Here is a 20,006-nt window from a genome sequence, read left to right as displayed (position 1 = left end):
CCGAAGCGGTGGACCGGCAATTTCGAGGGGTAGTATAGCGTAAGCCTGTCGCAGGCTGCCAGAGGCTTAATATGCGCCGATTTTCGGCGATAAAACCCGCATATTTTTAAGGGTTAAGCTGCGGTGGCAAACAAACACCAATGCCACCGATACCGCAGTAGCCGTGCGGGTTTTTATACAGATATTGTTGATGCTCATCTTCTGCGTAATAGAACGGCGTCGCGGCTTTGATTTCGGTCGTCACCTGGCGGGCGTCGCCTGCGCTGCGCATCGCTTGCTGGAAGCGCGCAAGGCTGGCTTGTGCGGCGTCGCTTTGCTCTGGCGTCAGCGGGTAAATCCCGGAACGGTACTGGGTGCCCGAATCATTGCCCTGGCGCATGCCCTGGGCCGGATCGTGGTTTTCCCAGAACACCTGCAGCAGTTTTTCATAACTCACTACGCTCGGGTCGTATACCACGCGCACCGCTTCCGCGTGGCCGGTCAGACCGGAGCATACTTCGCGGTAGGTCGGATTCGGCGTGTAGCCGCCGGTATAGCCAGCAGCCGTGCTATAAACCCCGTCTAACTGCCAGAACAGGCGTTCCACGCCCCAAAAACAGCCCATTGCGAACAGGGCAATCTCCATCCCTTCCGGAACATGACTCATTGAATGCTCGTTAACAGCATGTAAACTGGCAACGGGCATCGGTGTATTGCGTCCGGGCAATGCATCTGATTGGGAAACAAGCTCTTTTTTATCGAACAGACTCACGGTGATACCTCCCGGAGGGGCTAATTGCGGTTAGGGTTGTGTTGCGGCCTGTGTTTTAACACAATAAACGCCATAAATCAGACTAGATTTAAACATAAGAAATTTTGGGGTAGTCGTCCGTTTTTCAACCTGTGTTAACGGGTTTTTATCGGCTTGTGTTCTGTCATAAGGCAAAACCTGGCTCAGCGCGGAGCTGCGCTTACGTTTCCTTCCAGGGGTGGGAACAAGGATATTCAGGAGAGAACGTGCCAAAGATCCGTCTGTTATGTTTTGCCGCTTTACTGCTGGTGGGCGAAACGGCTTTCGCCGCCAACGTGCGATTGCAACTGGAGGGGCTAACTGGGGAGCTGCAAAAAAACGTGCGCGCCCAGTTGTCTACCATTGAAAGTGATGAAGTGACCCCGGACCGCCGTTTTCAGGCGCGCGTGGATGACGCCATTCGCGAAGGGTTAAAAGCCTTAGGCTATTACGAACCCACCATCGATTTCGAACTGCGGCCGCCGCCGGCGAAAGGGCGCCAGGTACTGATTGCGCGTGTGCAAGCCGGTGAACCGGTGCGCATTGGTGGCAATAGCGTGATCCTGCGCGGCGGCGCGCGTACGGACAGTGATTATCTCGACTTACTCAAAAAACGTCCCGCTATCGGCACGGTGCTGCACCATAACGATTACGACAATTTCAAAAAATCGCTCACCAGCGTGGCGCTACGTAAAGGCTACTTCGACAGTCAGTTCCTTAAAAGCCAGCTTGGCATTGCCCTTGAGCGCCGTCAGGCGTTCTGGGATATCGATTACGACAGCGGCCAGCGTTACCGCTTTGGTAAAGTGATATTTGAAGGCTCGCAAATCCGCGACGAATACCTGCAAAACCTGGTGCCCTTCCACGAAGGCGATTATTACCAGACGCAGGATCTGGCAGAGCTAAACCGCCGCCTTTCCGCCACCGGCTGGTTTAATTCGGTAGTTGTCGCGCCAGAGTTTGATAAAGCGCGTAAAACCAAAGTGTTGCCGCTTAAAGGCGTGGTGTCACCGCGTACGGAAAATACCATTGAAACCGGGGTAGGCTACTCGACCGACGTCGGGCCGCGTGTCAAAGCAACATGGAAAAAGCCGTGGATGAACTCTTACGGTCACAGCCTGACCACCAGCACCAGCATCTCCGCGCCGGAACAGCAGCTTGATTTCAGCTACAAGATGCCGCTGCTGAAAAACCCGCTGGAGCAATATTACCTGGTGCAGGGCGGCTTTAAGCGTACCGATCTGAACGATACCGAAGCGGATTCCACCACGCTCGCGCTGTCTCGATACTGGGATCTCTCCAGCGGCTGGCAGCGCGCCATTAACCTGCGCTGGAGCCTCGACCACTTTACCCAGGCGAATGTCACCAACACCACGATGCTGCTTTATCCCGGCGTGATGATCAGCCGTACCCGTTCGCGCGGCGGCCTGATGCCAACCTGGGGCGATTCGCAGCGCTACTCGGTGGATTATTCGAATACCGCCTGGGGATCGGATGTCGACTTCTTTGTATTGCAGGCGCAAAACGTCTGGATCCGCACCCTTTACGATCGTCACCGCTTTGTGATGCGCGGCAATCTGGGCTGGATCGAAACCGGCGATTTTGATCGCGTACCACCGGATCTGCGCTTCTTCGCCGGGGGCGATCGCAGTATTCGCGGCTACAAGTACAAATCTATCGCGCCTAAAAATGACAGCGGCAAGCTGATTGGTGCCTCCAAACTGGCGACCGGTTCACTGGAGTATCAGTACAACGTCACCGGTAAATGGTGGGGGGCGGCGTTTGTCGACAGCGGCGAAGCGGTGAGCGACATCCGTCGCAGCAATGTGAAAACCGGCGCGGGTGTTGGTGTGCGCTGGGAGTCGCCGGTCGGGCCGATCAAGCTCGATTTCGCGGTGCCGGTCGGCGATAAAGAAGAACACGGATTACAGTTTTACATCGGGTTGGGGCCGGAATTATGAGTTTATGGAAGAAAATCAGCCTCTGCGTCCTGGTGTTTATCCTGCTGGTGCTGGGTACCGTGGTCTTTCTGGTGGGCACCACCAGCGGGCTGCATCTGCTATTTAACGCGGCCAACCGCTGGGTGCCGGGGCTGGAAATTAGCCAGGTCACCGGCGGCTGGCGCGATCTTACGCTAAAAAATATCCGTTTTACCCAGCCGGGCGTGGCGGTTAACGCGGGCGAAGTGCATCTGGCGGTGAAGCTCGGCTGCCTGCGCGACAGCAGCCTGTGCGTGAACGATCTGTCGTTGAAAGATATCAATGTTGTTATCGACAGCAAAAAAATGCTGCCCGCCGCACCGGTAAAAGAGGAAGAGAGCGGGCCGCTGAACCTCTCCACGCCATACCCGATAACGCTTAGCCGGGTGGCGCTCAACAATGTCAACATCAAAATTGACGACACCACCGTCTCGGTGATGGATTTCAGCACTGGCCTGAACTGGCAGGAGAAAAACCTGACGCTGAAACCCACTTCGCTACAAGGTCTACTGATTGCGCTGCCGAAAGTGGCCGATGTGGCGCAAGAAGAGGTCGTAGAACCGAAAATCCAGAACCCGCAGCCGCAGGAAAAACCGCTCGGTGAAACCATGAAAGCGCTGTTTGAAAAGCCGCTGCTGCCGGAAATGACCGATGTTCACCTGCCGCTCAATCTCAATATTGAAGAGTTTCGCGGCGAACAACTGCGTCTCACCGGCGATACAGACATTCTGGTGCGCAGCTTATTGCTGAAAGTGAGCAGTATCGACGGACAGATGAAGCTCGACGCACTGGATGTGGATTCCAACCAGGGGCAGGTGCGCGCCACCGGTAGCGCCCAGTTGCGCGATAGCTGGCCGGTGGATATTACGCTCAATTCCACGCTGAATATCGATCCGCTGAAAGGCGAGAAGGTGAAACTGAAAGTCGGCGGCGAAATGCGTAAGCAACTCGACGTTGGCGTGAATCTTTCCGGTCCGGTCGACATGGATTTGCGTGCGCAAACCCAGCTGGCCGAAGCCGGTTTGCCGCTGGATCTGGAGATAACCAGTAAGCAGCTTTACTGGCCGTTTACCGGGGAAAAACAGTACCAGGCCGATGACCTGAATCTGAAACTCACCGGCAAAATGACCGACTATACGCTGGCGTTTCGCACGGCGGTGAAAGGCCAGGATCTACCGCCTGCGACCATTACGCTTGATGGTAAGGGCAACGAGCAGCAACTGAACCTCGATAAACTGGTGATTGCAGCGCTGGAAGGCAAAACCGAGTTGAAAGCGCTGCTCGACTGGCAGCAGGCGATTAGCTGGCGCGGTGAATTAACACTGAAAGATATCGATACCGCGAAAGCCTTCCCGGAGTGGCCATCAAAACTGAATGGACTCATCAAAACGCGCGGCAGTCTGTATGGCGGTAGCTGGCAAATGGAGGTGCCGGAGCTGAAACTGAGCGGCAACGTGAAGCAGAACAAGGTCAACGTTGACGGGCAGCTTAAAGGTAACAGCTATTTGCAGTGGACAATTCCCGGCCTGCACCTCGAACTGGGAAAAAACAGCGCCGATATCAAAGGCGAGCTGGGCGTTAAAGATCTCAACCTCGATGCCACGATTGATGCGCCGGGGCTGAATAACGCGCTGCCAGGCCTGGGTGGTACGGCGAAGGGGCTGGTGAAAATTCGCGGTACGGTGGATGCGCCGCAGGCGCTGGCGGATATCACCGCCAATAACCTGCGCTGGCAGGATCTTTCCGTGGCTCGCGTGCGGGTGGAAGGCGATGTGAAATCCAGCGATCAGATTGGTGGCAAACTGAATGTGCGCGTGGAACGTATTTCCCAGCCAGGCGTTAACGTAAGCCTGGCGACGCTGGCGGCGGACGGCAATGAGCAGCAGCATAAACTGCAGTTGCGCGTGCAGGGCGAGCCAGTTTCCGGCCAGCTTAATCTGGCGGGCAGCTTTGATCGCCAGCAGCAGCGCTGGAAAGGGACATTGAGCGATACACGTTTTGCCACGCCGGTTGGTCCGTGGTCGATTAACCGTCCGGTAACGCTGGATTACCGCAATCAGGAACAGAAAATCGCCATCGGCCCGCACTGCTGGCTGAACCCGAACGCTGAACTTTGCATTCCGCAAACCATCGACGCAGGCGCAGAAGGCCGCGCGGTGGTGAACCTGAACCGCTTCGACCTGGCGATGCTGAAGCCCTTTATGCCTGAAACCACGCAAGCAAGCGGTGTGTTCAGCGGTAAAGCGGATGTCAGTTGGGACACCACCAAAGAGGGGCTACCACAGGGTGAAGTGACGCTCTCCGGGCGCGGCGTGAAAGTGACGCAGGTGGTGAATGACGCGCCGCTGCCGCTCGCGTTTGACACCCTTAATCTCAACGCAAAACTGCGCGATAACCGGGCCGATCTCGGCTGGCTGATCCGCCTGACCAATAACGGCCAGTTCGACGGCCAGGTGCAGGTCACCGATCCGCAAGGGCGGCGTAATCTGGGCGGCAACGTTAATATTCGCAACTTCTCGCTGGCGATGGTGAACGCCATTTTCAGCCGGGGCGAGAAAGCGGCAGGCACGTTGAATGCCAGTTTACGCCTGGGCGGCAACGTACAAAGCCCGCAGTTGTTCGGGCAACTGGGGCTGAACGGGCTGGACATTGACGGCAACTTTATGCCGTTTGATATGCAACCCAGCCAGCTGGCGATGAATTTCAACGGCATGAGTTCGACCTTGCAGGGCGTGGTGCGTACCGGGCAGGGGCAGATCAACCTGAGCGGCGATGCCGACTGGAGCCAGATTGATAACTGGCGCGCGCGCGTGGCGGCGAAAGGCAGCAAAGTGCGTATTACCGTGCCGCCGATGGTGCGCCTGGATGTCTCGCCGGATGTGGTATTCGAAGCGACACCAAGCCTGTTTACGCTGGATGGCAACGTGGATGTGCCGTGGGCGCGCATTGTGGTGCATGACTTACCAGAAAGCGCAGTCGGCGTCTCCAGTGATGAAGTGATGCTGAATAACGATTTGCAGCCTGAACAACCCAAAAGCGCGTCGATTCCGATCAACAGCAACCTGACGGTGCATGTCGGCAACAACGTGCGGCTCGATGCATTCGGCCTGAAAGCGCGGCTGACGGGCGATCTGAAAGTGGCGCAGGATAAGCAGGGGCTGGGCCTGAACGGGCAGATCAATATCCCGGAAGGGCGTTTCCATGCTTACGGTCAGGATTTGCTGGTGCGTAAAGGCGAGCTGCTGTTCTCCGGGCCGCCGGATCAGCCGATGCTGAATATCGAAGCGATTCGTAACCCGGAATCGACAGAAAACGATGTGATTGCCGGGGTCCGCGTCACCGGTACCGCCGATGAGCCGAAAGCGGAGATCTTCTCCGATCCGGCGATGTCGCAGCAAGAAGCGCTCTCGTACCTGCTGCGTGGTCAGGGGCTGGAGAGCGAACAGAGCGACAGTGCGGCGATGACATCGATGCTGATTGGCTTAGGGGTTGCACAAAGTGGTCAGGTTGTGGGTAAAATCGGCGAGACTTTTGGCGTCAGCAATCTGGCGCTGGACACCCAGGGCGTCGGTGACTCCTCGCAGGTGGTGGTTAGCGGCTATGTGCTACCGGGTCTACAAGTAAAATATGGTGTAGGAATTTTTGACTCACTGGCGACTCTCACGTTACGTTATCGCCTGATGCCTAAGCTGTATCTTGAAGCGGTGTCTGGCGTAGATCAGGCACTAGATTTGCTCTATCAGTTTGAGTTTTAGCAATGCGAATATTTGTCTACGGCAGTTTACGACGCAAGCAGGGCAACAGCCACTGGATGACCAATGCTCAGTGGCTGGGGGACTTTTGTGTCGAAAATCATCAGCTGTATAGTCTGGGGCACTATCCCGGCGCGGTAGTCGGTGAAGGAAGCGTCAAGGGCGAAGTTTATCGTATCGACGCAGCAACGCTCGGTGAGCTGGACGCTCTGCGCACCGCGGGCGGCGAGTACAAACGCCAGTTGATCCAGACGCCTTATGGCAGCGCCTGGATGTATGTTTACCAGCGTTCGGTTGAGGGAAAAACCTTAATCGAGAGCGGTAACTGGCTTGACCGCGAGCAGTACCAGAAGTAATCACGCTTAGAGAACCGCGCCGCTGGCGCGGTTTTTCTTTGCAGCAGAATAAGGACGAAAAGCATGTTACGTAAGACAGCCTGGGTAGTTGCCGCAGCGCTGCTGCTGGCGGGTCTCTTTAGTTTTGGCTACCTCACTTATTACCCTTTTCTCCACTTTTTCTGGGGACATGCCGGACTGGTAACGACCTCTGTTTCCGCCGCTATGCTGGCGACGCTGATTAACGGTCTGCTGTTTGCTTTTTCTGGCTTGCTGATACTGGTTTTGATGCTACGACAAAATGCCCGGCAGCGTTTTTCCGCGCAGGGGATTGTGGTAAGAAGCCTGGGGATCGCGCTGGGGAACGTGGCGCTGTTTAGCCTGTTTGTCGCCGGGCATAAATTCCTGCTGGCGCCGCAAATACCACCAGGTGTGAGCGTGAATGTCGCTCACGACTATTTCCATCCGGAACGGGTGCTGAGCACGGTTATTGTGCTGGCATTCTCTGCCTGGCGGCAAAAAGCCCGACTAGCGTAAAAGTGCCAACGCGCGCTCTGTTTATCCGCTCTCTGCCATTTCGTCGCCTGGATCAGGAGCCATTAACCCGACAGCTCACAAAACCAGGACGAAAAAAAGCCCCGGTCACATCACACGCACCAGGGCTTTTTCAGATAAAGCGGATTACTTCTTCGCTGCGCGCTCGAAAGAGGCAATGATTTCTGCTTTAGCAGCTTCAGCGTTGTCCCAGCCGTCTACTTTCACCCATTTGCCTTTTTCGAGATCTTTGTAGTGCTCGAAGAAGTGGGTGATCTGTGCTTTCAGCAGTTCCGGCAGGTCGTTCACATCTTTAATGTGATCGTACTCTTTGCTCAGTTTGGTGTGCGGAACGGCAACCAGTTTGGCATCTTCGCCAGACTCATCGGTCATTTTCAGCACGCCAACCGGACGGCAGCGGATCACAGAGCCTGGCTCCAGCGGGTACGGCGTCGGCACCAGCACGTCTACCGGGTCACCATCCAGCGAAAGGGTGTGGTTGATATAACCGTAGTTGCACGGATAGAACATCGCGGTGGACATGAAACGGTCAACGAACAGCGCGCCGCTCTCTTTGTCGACTTCGTATTTGATCGGGTCAGCGTTAGCCGGAATTTCGATAACAACGTAGATATCTTCTGGCAGATCTTTACCCGCCGGGACGTTCAGTAAGCTCATGTTTGTTTCCTTTAAAATGTGTGGCAAACAAGTGCCGGGTATTATAGCCAACTGGCGGTGAATGTCTTGGGCTGTTTTAACTTCCTCACACTTTTTCAGACGCTTTCTGACACCCGTTTTTGACCGTTTTATCCATAAGCATAGCAGCATCATCAATAATTTTGTGTAACCGATTACAGCGAAATTTCGTTCTAATCCGTACGCAGTAAATTTCTGCAATTTCAATGGATAAATGAGGTGAATTAAAACCGCGCTTTTCGCGCGCCAGATCGCAACTGGTCATCAACAATTCATTCACTTTTCCGATTTGTGATGTAACGCATTCTGTTACATCCTCGATTGTCTATAGTTTTCTCGCAGGTGAAGTTGTAGCCAACAATAACCCTCGAGGATGCTCTTATGTGGAAGCGCTTACTTCTTGTCACAGCAGTTTCGGCAGCCATGTCGTCTATGGCGATGGCCGCCCCGTTAACCGTAGGATTTTCGCAGGTTGGTTCTGAATCCGGCTGGCGAGCCGCTGAAACCAACGTCGCCAAAAGCGAAGCCAGCAAGCGCGGCATTACGCTGAAGATTGCTGACGCCCAGCAGAAGCAGGAAAACCAAATCAAAGCGGTACGTTCGTTCATCGCCCAGGGCGTTGATGCCATCTTTATCGCGCCGGTGGTAGCGACAGGCTGGGAACCGGTGTTGAAAGAAGCGAAAGACGCCAAAATCCCGGTGTTCTTGCTCGACCGCTCCATCGATGTCAAAGACAAATCGCTCTACATGACCACCGTTACCGCCGACAACATTCTGGAAGGCAAGCTGATTGGTGACTGGCTGGTGAAAACGGTCGATGGCAAACCGTGTAACGTCGTTGAGCTGCAAGGCACCGTGGGTGCGAGCGTGGCGATCGATCGTAAGAAAGGGTTTGCCGAAGCCATTTCGAAAGCCTCTAACATCAAAATCATCCGTTCTCAGTCTGGTGACTTTACCCGCAGTAAAGGTAAAGAGGTGATGGAGAGCTTTATCAAGGCGGAAAACAACGGCAAAAACATCTGCATGGTCTACGCCCACAACGATGACATGGCGATCGGCGCTATCCAGGCCATCAAAGAAGCGGGGCTGAAACCGGGTAAAGACATTCTCACCGGTTCTATTGACGGCGTGCCGGATATCTATAAAGCGATGATCGACGGCGAAGCCAATGCCAGCGTTGAGCTGACGCCAAATATGGCAGGCCCGGCGTTCGACGCGCTGGAGAAATACAAAAAAGATGGCACCATGCCGCCGAAGTTGACCATTACCAAATCGACGCTCTATCTGCCGGATACGGCGAAAGAGGAGTTAGAGAAAAAGAAAAACATGGGTTACTGAGTCGCAAAAACCCTCTCCCCGGCGGGGAGAGGGTAAATGTGTAAGGGGTCAACAATGAACGCGGAAGCACACCAGGAAATCCTGCGTACCGAAGGCTTAAGTAAATTCTTTCCCGGCGTAAAAGCGCTCGATAACGTGGATTTCAGCCTGCGCCGCGGCGAAATCATGGCCCTGCTTGGGGAAAACGGCGCGGGAAAATCGACGCTGATTAAAGCGTTAACCGGCGTTTACCACGCCGATAAAGGCGCTATATGGCTGGAAGGCCAGCAAATCAATCCGAAAAACACCGCCCACGCCCAGCAGCTTGGCATCGGGACGGTGTATCAGGAAGTCAACCTGCTGCCGAATATGTCGGTGGCGGATAACTTATTTATTGGCCGCGAACCCCGGCGTTTTGGTTTATTGCGTCGTAAAGAGATGGAAAAGTGCGCGACTGAACTGATGGAATCCTACGGCTTTTCACTGGATGTGCGCGAGCCACTTAACCGCTATTCGGTGGCGATGCAGCAGATTGTGGCCATTTGCCGCGCCATCGATCTCTCCGCCAAAGTGCTGATCCTTGATGAACCCACCGCCAGCCTCGATACCCAGGAAGTGGAGATGCTGTTTACCCTGATGCGCCAGTTGCGCGATCAGGGCGTCAGCCTGATCTTCGTCACCCACTTTCTCGATCAAGTCTATGAAGTGAGCGACCGCATCACGGTGCTGCGCAACGGTGGCTTTGTTGGTTGCAAACCGACCAGCGAGTTGCCGCAAATCGAGCTGGTCAAAATGATGCTCGGCCGTGAGCTGGAAAGCAACGCCCTGCAACGCGCCGGACGCACGCTGCTGAGTGAAAAACCGGTCGCGGCGTTCAATGGTTACGGCAAAAAAGGGGTGATCGCGCCGTTCGATCTGGAAGTGCGTCCCGGCGAAATCGTTGGGCTGGCGGGGCTGTTAGGCTCAGGTCGCACGGAAACCGCCGAAGTGATTTTTGGCATCAAACCCGCCGACAGCGGCAGTGCCACCATCAAAGGCAAAACACAATCTTTACGTTCACCACACCAGGCCTCATGTCTGGGCATCGGTTTTTGCCCGGAAGACCGCAAAACCGACGGCATTATCGCCGCCGCGTCGGTGCGGGAAAATATCGTGCTGGCGTTGCAGGCGCAGCGCGGCTGGCTGCGGCCAATCCCACGCAAAGAGCAGAACGCGATTGCCGAGCGTTTTATTCGCCAGCTTGGCATTCGCACACCGAGCGCCGAACAGCCGATTGAGTTTCTTTCCGGCGGCAACCAGCAGAAAGTGCTGCTTTCGCGCTGGCTACTGACGCGCCCGCAATTCCTGATCCTCGATGAGCCGACGCGCGGTATCGATGTGGGGGCGCATGCGGAGATCATTCGCCTGATCGAAACCCTCTGTGCCGATGGGCTCGCGCTGCTGGTTATTTCGTCCGAACTGGAAGAGCTGGTGGGCTATGCGGATCGGGTGATTATCATGCGCGATCGTAAACAAGTGGCGGAGATCCCGCTCGCTGAGTTGTCCGTTCCGGCGATCATGAATGCCATTGCGGCGTAAGGAGTAAAGTGTGATGCCTCAATCACTTGGCCAAACGACGCCGCCAAAGCGCCGTTTTAACTGGCCGACCGGAACGCCGCAGTTGATAGCGCTGCTGCTGGTGTTGGTGGTGGATAGCCTGGTTGCACCGCATTTTTATCAGGTGGTGTTACAGGATGCTCGCCTGTTCGGTAGCCCGATAGACATTCTTAACCGCGCCGCGCCGGTGGCGCTGCTGGCCATTGGAATGACGCTGGTGATTGCCACCGGCGGCATTGATCTGTCGGTCGGGGCGGTAATGGCGATTGCTGGCGCGACGGCGGCGTCGTTAACGGTCGCCGGATACAGCTTGACGGTGGTGCTGCTGGCGGCGATTGGCACTGGTGTGCTGGCTGGATTGTGGAACGGTATTCTGGTGGCGATTTTGAAGATCCAGCCGTTTGTCGCCACGCTAATTTTGATGGTCGCCGGGCGCGGCGTCGCGCAGTTGATCACCTCCGGGCAGATTGTCACCTTTAACGCCCCGTCGCTGGCCTGGTTGGGCAGCGGTTCGCTGCTGCTGTTTCCCACCCCGGTGATTATCGCGCTGGTCACGCTGGTGCTGTTCTGGGTGTTCACCCGCAAAACCGCGCTCGGCATGTTCATTGAAGCGGTGGGCATTAACATTCGCGCGGCGAAAAACGCCGGTGTGAATACCCGTGTTGTGGTGATGCTGACTTATGTGCTGAGCGGCGTGTGCGCGGCGATAGCCGGGGTGATTGTCGCGGCGGACATTCGCGGTGCGGATGCCAACAACGCCGGACTGTGGCTGGAACTGGACGCGATTCTGGCGGTGGTTATCGGCGGTGGTTCGCTGATGGGCGGGCGCTTTAATCTTGTGCTGTCGGTGGTGGGTGCGCTGATTATTCAAGGCATGAACACCGGCATTTTGCTCTCCGGTTTCCAGCCGGAACTCAACCAGGTGGTGAAAGCGGTGGTGGTGATGTGCGTACTGATTGTTCAGTCGCCGCGCTTTATCGCGCTGATTAAAGGAGCTCGCGGTCATGATAAAACGTAATTTACCGCTGATGATAACGCTGGGCGTGTTTGTGCTTGGCTATCTCTACTGCCTGACGCAGTTTCCCGGTTTTGCGTCGACACGCGTGATTTGCAACATCCTGACGGATAACGCCTTTTTGGGGATCATCGCCGTTGGTATGACCTTCGTGATCCTCTCTGGTGGCATTGATTTATCCGTCGGATCGGTGATCGCTTTCACCGGCGTTTTTCTGGCGAAAGCCATTGGCGATTGGGGCATATCGCCGCTGCTGGCATTCCCGTTAATTTTACTAATGGGCACCGCGTTTGGCGCGTTTATGGGGCTTTTGATCGACGCGTTAAAAATCCCGGCGTTTATCATCACCCTGGCGGGGATGTTTTTCCTGCGCGGCGTCAGTTACCTGCTGTCGGAAGAGTCGATTCCGATTAATCACCCGATTTATGATTCACTCTCCAGCATGGCATGGATGATCCCCGGCGGTGGACGTTTGAGCGCAATGGGGCTGCTAATGCTGTTTGTGGTGGTGATCGGTATTTTCCTCGCACACCGCACTCGTTTTGGCAACGAAGTTTACGCGATTGGCGGTAATGCCACTTCCGCGAACCTGATGGGTATCTCAACGCGCAGTACCACCATTCGTATCTATATGCTCTCGACCGGGCTGGCGACGCTGGCGGGGATTGTCTTCTCCATTTACACCCAGGCCGGTTACGCGCTGGCGGGCGTGGGGGTTGAGCTGGATGCGATCGCCTCGGTGGTGATTGGCGGTACACTGCTGAGTGGCGGCGTCGGCACGGTGCTCGGCACGCTGTTTGGCGTGGGTATTCAGGGGCTTATCCAGACCTATATTAACTTCGATGGCACGCTCAGTTCCTGGTGGACCAAGATTGCCATCGGCATTCTGTTGTTTATTTTTATCGCGTTGCAACGTGGCTTAACGGTGTTGTGGGAGAACCGCCAAAGCTCACCTGTTACGCGCGTTAGCACAACGGCAACAAAGTAATAACATATTGAAATGACTATTTTTCCCTAAAGTAATTCCGGTAGCGGTCGATAACTGACGAATCGGCTTAATTTACGCCAAAAAGTATCGCTGCTACCGGGATTCACATCATGCTTAAAACGCTTTCGATCCGTACTGGTTTACTTTCTTTGTTGGCTGTTATGACGCTTCTGCTGCTGCTGGTCAGCGGTATTGGCATTTATGCACTGAATAAAAGCTCCTCTTCGCTGGAACGCATTAGCCAGCTACAAGGCGAAAAAATGGCGCGCCTGAGCGATGGCTACACGCTGATCCTGCGTGCGCGTAATGAAGCGGGCCAGGCCGTGCGCATGATGGAAGTCGGTTTGCTGGATGATGCCGCCAAATCGGTGAAAATGATCAATGGCGAAATTGATCGCGGCGAAAGCGCGCTGACCGGCGTGATTAAGGCGGGCGTGGATGATGAGCAGGGCTCCGCGCTATTGGCGGCGTTAGCGAAAAGCTACGGCGACTATGTCAATCAGGGCATTAAACCAATGCAGGATGCGCTCAACCAACAGAGCGCCGATGCCTATTACGACCTGCTGGAAAACAAACTGATCCCTATCTCCCGCCAGTTTGATAACGACATGCAGGCCTTCCAGAAGTGGGGCGAAGTGCGCGGCAAAGCGGAAGTGAGCGCCGTTCAGAGCAGTAAAAACGGCGTTATGCTGCTGATTCTGGTAGTGGCGTTGCTGGTGGCCGGGATCATCGTGCTGGCCTGGCTGGCGCTGCGCCATTTACTGCTCAAGCCGCTGGATACCTCAATTCAGCAACTGGAACAGGTGGCGGCAGGGGATTTGACCTACCTGAAAACCGATGTCAGTAGCAAAGAATTTAACCGGCTGAACGCGGCTATCGAAGAGATGCGCCAGTCGCTGGTGGGTTCAGTCACCCGCGTGCGTGATGCCAGTTCGCAAATTGATACCGGCAGCCGTGAGTTAGCGGCGGGCAACATCGATTTGTCGCAGCGTACGGAATCTACCGCCACATCGCTGGAGCAAACCGCAGCCAGCATGGAGCAGATCACGGCCACAGTGAAACTAAACGCCGACAATGCGGAGCAGGCGCATAAACTGGCGAAGACGGTTTCCGATACCGCCGATCGCGGCAGCGAAATGGTTTGCTATGTTATTGAAAAAATGCGCGATATCTCTACCAGCTCCGATCGTATCGCCGACATTCTTAGCGTGATTGACGCTATTGCTTTCCAGACCAATATTCTGGCGCTCAACGCCGCCGTTGAAGCCGCGCGCGCGGGTGAGCAGGGGCGTGGTTTCGCGGTGGTTGCCGGTGAAGTGCGTAACCTTGCCAGCCGCAGCGCCGAGTCGGCGAAAGAGATCCGGGCGCTCATCAGCAGCTCGCAGGCGCAGGTGTCTGAAGGCAGCGATCTGGCGATGCAGGCCGGTGAAACGATGGACGAAATCGCCGAAGAAGTGTTGCGAATGACCAAACTGATGCGCGAAATCGCCAATGCATCGCAGGAACAGAGTCGCGGTATTGAGCAGGTGAATATCGCCGTCAGCCAGATGGATGAAACCGCGCAGCAAAACGCGGCATTGGTGCAGCAATCTTCCGCGGCGACCCGTTCGCTGGAAGAGCAGTCGCGCGAGTTGTTGCAGGCAATGGCTTCATTCCGTTTACAGACGCAGGGATAACGAAAGGCAACGTCATGGGAACCTGTATTCAATGCGATAAGGACGCGCTGAAAGAGAGTGATTTCTGCGCGGAGTGCGAGGCGCGCGAGTTTAAAAAAATTCGCGGCTGGCTGTTTGTGCCGGCGATCTCGCTGGTGCTTTCTCTGCTGACGATTGTGGTGTCGATCAATACCACCGTCAAAGCTCTGATGGAGAACGACGGCGCGTTCGTCGCAGGGCAGAAAGGGCTGCTTGTTTTCGAACTGGTTTTCTTTGTGGCGATGTTTGCCTACACGCTGTTCGTTTCGAGCCTGTTCTTTCGCAAAAAGCGTCAGCTTCCGCGTTTTTTCATTGGTTTTCTGCTGCTTTGGCTTGCGTTTTACGGGATGGATTTAGTGCTGGCACATCAGCTTATGGGTCTGCCTTACGTCTACGATAACGTTAAGCCGTTGCTGCGTAACGCGGTAAGTGCGGCGATTTGGATCCCCTATTTCCTGGTGTCCGTGCGCGTTAAACGTACGTTTGTACGCTAAAAAAAAGCGCCACAATCGTGGCGCTTTCTCGTTGTACCCGGCCGATTAGGCGTCCGGGAACTCACGCATATAGCGTTCTACGTCATCCACCATGTGCTCGTTGCCGACAAAGAACGGACGACGCTGATGCAGGCTTTCTGGCTGGATATCCAGAATACGGTTTTTGCCGTCGCTGGCTTTACCGCCTGCTTGTTCTGCGAGGAACGCCATCGGGTTGCATTCGTACAGCAGACGCAGTTTCCCTTCCGGGTGGCTGGCGGTGCTTGGGTAGAGGTAGATCCCGCCTTTCAGCAGGTTACGGTGGAAATCCGCTACCAGCGAGCCGATGTAGCGCGTGGTGTAAGGGCGGTTGGTCGCTTTATCTTCTTCCTGGCAGAACTTCAGGTATTTCTTCACGCCCTGCGGGAATTTGATGTAGTTGCCTTCGTTAATGGAGTATGTGTTGCCACGCTCCGGGAAGCGCATACGCTCCTGACACAGGCAGAACACGCCAAGTGACGGATCGTACGTGAAGGCGTGTACGCCGCAGCCGGTGGTGTAAACCAGCATGGTGGACGAACCGTAAACGACATAACCCGCAGCGACTTGCTTGTTGCCCGGTTGCAGGAAATCTTCCATGGTGACCGGCGTGCCGACTGGCGTTACGCGGCGATAGATGGAGAAAATTGTCCCGACGGAGACGTTAACGTCGATGTTGGAGGAACCATCCAGAGGATCCATCAGCACCACATATTTGGCGTGTTCGCAGCCTTCGAAAACGACGATCTCATCTTCTTCTTCAGAGGCGATCCCAGCCACGATATCGCGGGCGCGGAGAGCGGCTTTCAGTTTTTCGTTCGCGAACAGGTCGAGTTTTTGTTGCTCCTCACCCTGCACGTTTTCAGCACCGCTTGCACCCAGGATATCGACCAGACCGGCCTTATTGATATCGCGATGAATGATCTTGGCGCCCAGTTTTATCGCCGACAGCAAAGCAGTCAGTTCACCCGTTGCATGCGAGAACTCATGCTGCTTTTCGACAATAAATTCACCTAACGTTTTCATAACACTTTCCCTGCATTTTTCATGATGGAGTAAAGCGATTGTAGCCTGTGGTTTTCAGGTTGCTGCTCACAGCAAGTTCCGGATAGTAAACAGCTGACGCCGTAACAGCCAGAGCTTTCGCAAACGAAAACGCGAAGGTCATGCAACAATACTAACAAACATTCAAAAGTCCGCGCACAGGTGAATCGCGCCAGCTACATGCGGATTATCCTGAAATGCATTTCTCTGCGGTTAAACATATGAGTAAAATGTGCGCCAGTTTAAGAAAGGATAATGACGTATGCGCATTCATATATTGGGGATTTGTGGCACTTTCATGGGCGGGCTGGCAATGCTGGCGCGCTCGCTGGGACACCAGGTAACGGGCTCGGACGACAGTGTCTATCCGCCGATGAGCACGCTGCTTGAGAACCAAGGGATTGAACTGATTGAAGGTTATGACGCAAGCCAGCTCGATCCGGCACCGGATTTGGTCATCATCGGCAATGTGATGAAGCGCGGTAATCCCTGTGTGGAAGCGGTGCTGGAAAAGAACATTCCGTTTATGTCGGGTCCGCAATGGCTCCACGATTTTGTGCTGCGCGACCGCTGGGTTGTCGCCATTGCCGGTACGCACGGTAAAACCACCACGGCAGGCATGGCGACCTGGATTCTGGAAGCCTGTGGTTACAAACCGGGCTTCGTGATTGGCGGCGTACCGGGCAATTTTGATGTTTCGGCGCGTCTGGGCGAGAGCCCGTTCTTCGTGATTGAAGCCGATGAATATGACTGCGCCTTCTTCGACAAACGTTCCAAATTCGTTCATTACTGCCCGCGCACGCTGGTACTCAATAACCTTGAGTTTGACCATGCGGATATTTTCGACGACCTGAAAGCGATTCAGAAACAGTTCCACCACCTGGTGCGCATCGTGCCGGGGCAGGGGAAAATTATCTGGCCGGAAAACGACATCAACCTGAAACAGACGATGGCGATGGGCTGCTGGAGCGAGCAGGAGCTGGTTGGCGAGCAGGGCCACTGGCAGGCGAAAAAACTGAATACTGACGCCTCCAGTTGGGAAGTGTGGCTGGATAACGAATGCGTCGGCCAGGTTAACTGGGGCTTAGTGGGCGAGCACAACATGCACAATGGCCTGATGGCGATTGCCGCCGCGCGTCATGTTGGTGTTGCACCGGCAGAAGCGGCGAACGCGCTGGGCTCTTTCATCAATGCGCGTCGTCGTCTGGAACTGCGTGGTGAAGCCAATGGCGTGACCGTGTATGACGATTTTGCCCATCACCCGACGGCAATTCTGGCAACCCTCGCGGCGCTGCGCGGGAAAGTGGGCGGCACCGCGAAAATTATCGCCGTGCTGGAGCCACGCTCGAACACCATGAAAATGGGCATCTGCAAAGACGATCTGGCGCCGTCGCTGGGACGTGCGGATGAAGTGTATCTGCTGCAGCCGCCGCATATTCCCTGGCAGGTGGCGGAAGTGGCAGATGCCTGCGTGCAGCCTGCGTACTGGAGTGCGGATGTGGATACGCTGGCGGAGATGATTGTCAAAAGCGCCCAGCCGGGCGATCACATTCTGGTGATGAGCAACGGCGGGTTTGGTGGTATCCACCAGAAGCTGCTCGACGGGCTGGCGAAAAAAGCGCAGCTCGCTGCTGAAAACGCCTGATCGCACTAAGTAAATAAAAACCGCGCCCGAAACCTGGCGCGGTTTTTTTGTGCCTGCGCGTTACTCTTTCGCCATCGGCGTTTCAATCGACTGCGGAGTTTTGCTGCCCTGAATTTCCTGCACGCGTTTCTCTACTTCAGCTACCTGACTGCTGTTGTGCAGCAGCATATAGGTTAAATCGAAGCGGGTGCTCTGGCCTGGCTGCAACTGTTTCACGCGTTTTTGTTCACGTTCAATAGTGACCGGATAGGCGTAGCTGGTGCCCGGTTCGATACCGGTGACGTAGCCCTGTTTTTCCGTGTCGGTATTTTTCCACAGTGTCAGTACCGGCAACTGTTCGGTGTTGTAGCTAATCGCCACGCCTTTATCTCCGGCCTTGTTCAGCAATGCCGCGACGGTCTGTTTACTGGCGTCAGCCAGCGGCTTGATATTAAACACCATTTCGTCGAAGCCTTTGGTTGGCCCGGCGTAGGTTTGCCACTCTTTCAACCCTTTTTTGGCGTAATCATTGAACGGGCTGACGTTTTCATACGGCGTAATAAAGCGCGCGCCCTGTTCAAGGATCGGCTTACTGAAATTGCTGTGGTAGATGATTTGGTAATCGTGCGGATAGTCAGCGTGGTTGGTCAGCACGTCATGCAGGCTGAAACTGTTGCTGCCCGGAATGTAGCGCAGTTCCATTTCCGTTTGCAGATCCGCTTTTTTGAAGGTGCTCTCTTTCACTAATCCGCGAATGCGAATTTCATACGGCGCAGTTTCGCTAACATCGACAGAAACCTGCGAAGCGGGCGTGTTGCCAACTTTGCCGTGCAGGGTGTAAATCTGCCCGTCTGCCGTTACCGGATGACCGGTCCATTCGTAACCGCAGCGCACCACCATTTCGTTGAAACCTTCCAGCCAACCGAGGCCATTGCGGCTTTCCAGATTGATGAATGCCGGGTTAACGACCTCTTTTACCGGTGAACTCCAGCCCATATGCACGCCAAAACCGTCGGCATAGAGCAAATTCATGCCACGCGTCGGGCTCAGCGCGATGGTCAGGCCGTTTTTACTGCTCAGTTTGATGACTTTGCTGCCCTCTTGTTTACCACCGTGCAGCACTACCTGCTCAATGCTGAAATGCTGATCTTTGATGTTCAGCTGATCGCTGCTGATCCGCCAGTTTCCCTGCTCAACGCCGCCTTCAGCACTTGTCAGCACCCAGGTTTTTGCCGCTACCTGACCAGAAACAAGCAGCGCAAGTGCGGAAAGCATTACGATTTTTTTCATCATTTCGTCCTTTTTAGCTGAATCGATTATTTTCACCACGGCTGAAATCTACGTTTTGCGCAGGGGATAAAATGTGATCCGTTTCATTTGCTGAAAATGAGCGATGATGAGAAGGAAAATAGTTGGTATTGATCGCATTTATTTATGAAATGAAATCGATATGCGCTGTAAATATGTGAAGTTGGATGTTTTTAGCTTTAACGATTCAGCTTAATTTTGATTGTATTCAGAAGGAAATAAATGAAACAGGAAAAGGGACGCGGGAAAAGCCCTCTCCCGCAGGAGAGGGATAATGCAGAAAGGTTATTGCTCGCTGGTTTCAGCCAGTTCACGCAGATACTGGAAGATTAAACGCGCGGATTTCGGCGGTTTGTTGCCTTCTTTCTCTTTCTTCGCGTTGCGGATAAGCGAGCGTAACTGCTGGCGGTCAGCATCTGGCCACAGGTTCAGCACCTCCGGCACCGCATCATCACCCTCTTCAATCAGGCGATCGCGGATCTGCTCCAGCTTGTGGAAAAAGGCCACTTGCTGGTTGTGGCGGTTTTTCAGCTTATCCAGCGCCTGGCGAATCGGATCGACATCGCGCTGACGCAGCATTTTACCGATCAACTGCAACTGACGGCGGCGACCCTCTTTCTTAATGCGCTGCGCCAGTTCAATGGCGTCGCGCAGATCCTGGTCGAGCGGGAGTTTATCCAGCGCGTTTTTGCCAAGATCGACCATTTCCGCGCCGAGCTGCTTTAACTCTTCAGCATCGCGCTTAATTTCACTCTTACTGACCCAGATGATCTCATCATCTTCGTCTTCAATATCATCACCGGGCACGTCGTCGAGCCAGTCGTCGGGCTGCTTTGTCATCTC

16 protein-coding genes are annotated in these 20,006 nt (G+C 54.8%); 11 read left to right on the top strand and 5 right to left on the bottom strand.

Features of this window, described 5'->3' with window-relative positions; translation table 11 throughout:
• Positions 1-106: 106 nt before the first annotated feature.
• Positions 107-751 (bottom strand): peptide-methionine (S)-S-oxide reductase MsrA, encoded by a 645-nt coding sequence (msrA, locus tag C813_RS43470; RefSeq protein WP_017459131.1) that lies wholly within the window; start codon positions 749-751, stop codon positions 107-109.
• Between the two features lie 245 nt (positions 752-996).
• Between msrA and tamA the strand changes: the two genes are divergently transcribed.
• The 4 genes from tamA (at position 997) to C813_RS43450 (ending at position 7,372) form a co-directional block, all read left to right on the top strand.
• A complete protein-coding gene (gene tamA, locus C813_RS43465; protein WP_017459130.1) occupies positions 997-2,730 on the top strand; it encodes an autotransporter assembly complex protein TamA in 1,734 nt (577 codons plus the stop codon).
• A complete protein-coding gene (tamB, locus tag C813_RS43460) occupies positions 2,727-6,503 on the top strand; it encodes an autotransporter assembly complex protein TamB (RefSeq protein WP_017459129.1) in 3,777 nt (1,258 codons plus the stop codon). Before tamA ends, tamB begins: the two co-directional genes overlap by 4 nt.
• A gap of 2 nt (positions 6,504-6,505) precedes the next feature.
• Entirely contained in the window at positions 6,506-6,856 is a 351-nt protein-coding gene (locus C813_RS43455) for a gamma-glutamylcyclotransferase family protein (RefSeq protein WP_017459128.1), read from the top strand.
• Positions 6,857-6,919: 63 nt separating this feature from the next.
• A complete protein-coding gene (locus tag C813_RS43450; protein WP_017459127.1) occupies positions 6,920-7,372 on the top strand; it encodes a hypothetical protein in 453 nt (150 codons plus the stop codon).
• Positions 7,373-7,516: 144 nt separating this feature from the next.
• On the opposite strand, the gene ppa is transcribed toward C813_RS43450, so the two are convergent.
• Positions 7,517-8,047, bottom strand: coding sequence for an inorganic diphosphatase (ppa, locus tag C813_RS43445; RefSeq protein ID WP_008460444.1), 531 nt, complete (start codon positions 8,045-8,047; stop codon positions 7,517-7,519).
• A gap of 399 nt (positions 8,048-8,446) precedes the next feature.
• Here ppa and ytfQ point away from each other — a divergent pair, with 399 nt between their 5' ends.
• The 6 genes from ytfQ to C813_RS43410 all read left to right on the top strand — a co-directional run bounded on the left by ytfQ (position 8,447) and on the right by C813_RS43410 (position 15,169).
• On the top strand, positions 8,447-9,403 hold the full coding sequence (gene ytfQ / locus C813_RS43435) for a galactofuranose ABC transporter substrate-binding protein YtfQ (protein WP_017459125.1): 957 nt from the start codon (positions 8,447-8,449) through the stop codon (positions 9,401-9,403).
• A 54-nt stretch (positions 9,404-9,457) separates the two neighbouring features.
• Complete coding sequence (gene ytfR / locus C813_RS43430) at positions 9,458-10,960, top strand: galactofuranose ABC transporter, ATP-binding protein YtfR (protein ID WP_017459124.1); 1,503 nt, start codon at positions 9,458-9,460, stop codon at positions 10,958-10,960.
• Positions 10,961-10,970: 10 nt separating this feature from the next.
• Positions 10,971-11,996 (top strand): galactofuranose ABC transporter, ATP-binding protein YtfT, encoded by a 1,026-nt coding sequence (ytfT, locus tag C813_RS43425; protein ID WP_170829941.1) that lies wholly within the window; start codon positions 10,971-10,973, stop codon positions 11,994-11,996.
• Complete coding sequence (gene yjfF / locus C813_RS43420; RefSeq protein ID WP_017459122.1) at positions 11,983-12,981, top strand: galactofuranose ABC transporter, permease protein YjfF; 999 nt, start codon at positions 11,983-11,985, stop codon at positions 12,979-12,981. Before ytfT ends, yjfF begins: the two co-directional genes overlap by 14 nt.
• Positions 12,982-13,091: 110 nt before the next feature.
• On the top strand, positions 13,092-14,657 hold the full coding sequence (locus tag C813_RS43415) for a methyl-accepting chemotaxis protein (RefSeq protein WP_017459121.1): 1,566 nt from the start codon (positions 13,092-13,094) through the stop codon (positions 14,655-14,657).
• Positions 14,658-14,671: 14 nt separating this feature from the next.
• Entirely contained in the window at positions 14,672-15,169 is a 498-nt protein-coding gene (locus tag C813_RS43410) for a DUF2569 domain-containing protein (RefSeq protein WP_017459120.1), read from the top strand.
• Positions 15,170-15,214: 45 nt separating this feature from the next.
• On the opposite strand, the gene fbp is transcribed toward C813_RS43410, so the two are convergent.
• Complete coding sequence (gene fbp / locus C813_RS43405) at positions 15,215-16,213, bottom strand: class 1 fructose-bisphosphatase (protein WP_017459119.1); 999 nt, start codon at positions 16,211-16,213, stop codon at positions 15,215-15,217.
• A gap of 280 nt (positions 16,214-16,493) precedes the next feature.
• On the opposite strand from fbp, the gene mpl reads away from it, so the two are divergent.
• Positions 16,494-17,876 carry a UDP-N-acetylmuramate:L-alanyl-gamma-D-glutamyl-meso-diaminopimelate ligase gene (gene mpl / locus C813_RS43400; RefSeq protein WP_017459118.1) on the top strand — a complete coding sequence of 461 codons (1,383 nt, stop codon included), beginning with the start codon at positions 16,494-16,496 and terminating at the stop codon, positions 17,874-17,876.
• A gap of 60 nt (positions 17,877-17,936) precedes the next feature.
• On the opposite strand, the gene C813_RS43395 is transcribed toward mpl, so the two are convergent.
• Entirely contained in the window at positions 17,937-19,145 is a 1,209-nt protein-coding gene (locus C813_RS43395) for an aldose 1-epimerase family protein (RefSeq protein WP_017459117.1), read from the bottom strand.
• A gap of 303 nt (positions 19,146-19,448) precedes the next feature.
• Entirely contained in the window at positions 19,449-20,003 is a 555-nt protein-coding gene (gene yjgA / locus C813_RS43390) for a ribosome biogenesis factor YjgA (RefSeq protein ID WP_017459116.1), read from the bottom strand.
• Between the last annotated feature and the right edge of the window lie 3 nt (positions 20,004-20,006).

This window comes from Kosakonia sacchari SP1 (assembly GCF_000300455.3).
Lineage (GTDB): Bacteria > Pseudomonadota > Gammaproteobacteria > Enterobacterales > Enterobacteriaceae > Kosakonia > Kosakonia sacchari.
This window is presented reverse-complemented; position numbering and strand designations above follow the sequence as displayed.

What these genes read in the sequence shown, in the direction of transcription:
- yjfF (WP_017459122.1), top strand. Translation starts at nt 11,983, where the DNA reads ATGATAAAACGTAATTTACCGCTGATGATAACGCTGGGCGTGTTTGTG.
- ppa (WP_008460444.1), bottom strand. Translation starts at nt 8,047, where the DNA reads ATGAGCTTACTGAACGTCCCGGCGGGTAAAGATCTGCCAGAAGATATC.
- tamB (WP_017459129.1), top strand. Translation starts at nt 2,727, where the DNA reads ATGAGTTTATGGAAGAAAATCAGCCTCTGCGTCCTGGTGTTTATCCTG.
- ytfQ (WP_017459125.1), top strand. Translation starts at nt 8,447, where the DNA reads ATGTGGAAGCGCTTACTTCTTGTCACAGCAGTTTCGGCAGCCATGTCG.
- C813_RS43415 (WP_017459121.1), top strand. Translation starts at nt 13,092, where the DNA reads ATGCTTAAAACGCTTTCGATCCGTACTGGTTTACTTTCTTTGTTGGCT.
- ytfR (WP_017459124.1), top strand. Translation starts at nt 9,458, where the DNA reads ATGAACGCGGAAGCACACCAGGAAATCCTGCGTACCGAAGGCTTAAGT.
- C813_RS43395 (WP_017459117.1), bottom strand. Translation starts at nt 19,145, where the DNA reads ATGAAAAAAATCGTAATGCTTTCCGCACTTGCGCTGCTTGTTTCTGGT.
- fbp (WP_017459119.1), bottom strand. Translation starts at nt 16,213, where the DNA reads ATGAAAACGTTAGGTGAATTTATTGTCGAAAAGCAGCATGAGTTCTCG.
- mpl (WP_017459118.1), top strand. Translation starts at nt 16,494, where the DNA reads ATGCGCATTCATATATTGGGGATTTGTGGCACTTTCATGGGCGGGCTG.
- yjgA (WP_017459116.1), bottom strand. Translation starts at nt 20,003, where the DNA reads ATGACAAAGCAGCCCGACGACTGGCTCGACGACGTGCCCGGTGATGAT.
- C813_RS43450 (WP_017459127.1), top strand. Translation starts at nt 6,920, where the DNA reads ATGTTACGTAAGACAGCCTGGGTAGTTGCCGCAGCGCTGCTGCTGGCG.
- C813_RS43455 (WP_017459128.1), top strand. Translation starts at nt 6,506, where the DNA reads ATGCGAATATTTGTCTACGGCAGTTTACGACGCAAGCAGGGCAACAGC.
- C813_RS43410 (WP_017459120.1), top strand. Translation starts at nt 14,672, where the DNA reads ATGGGAACCTGTATTCAATGCGATAAGGACGCGCTGAAAGAGAGTGAT.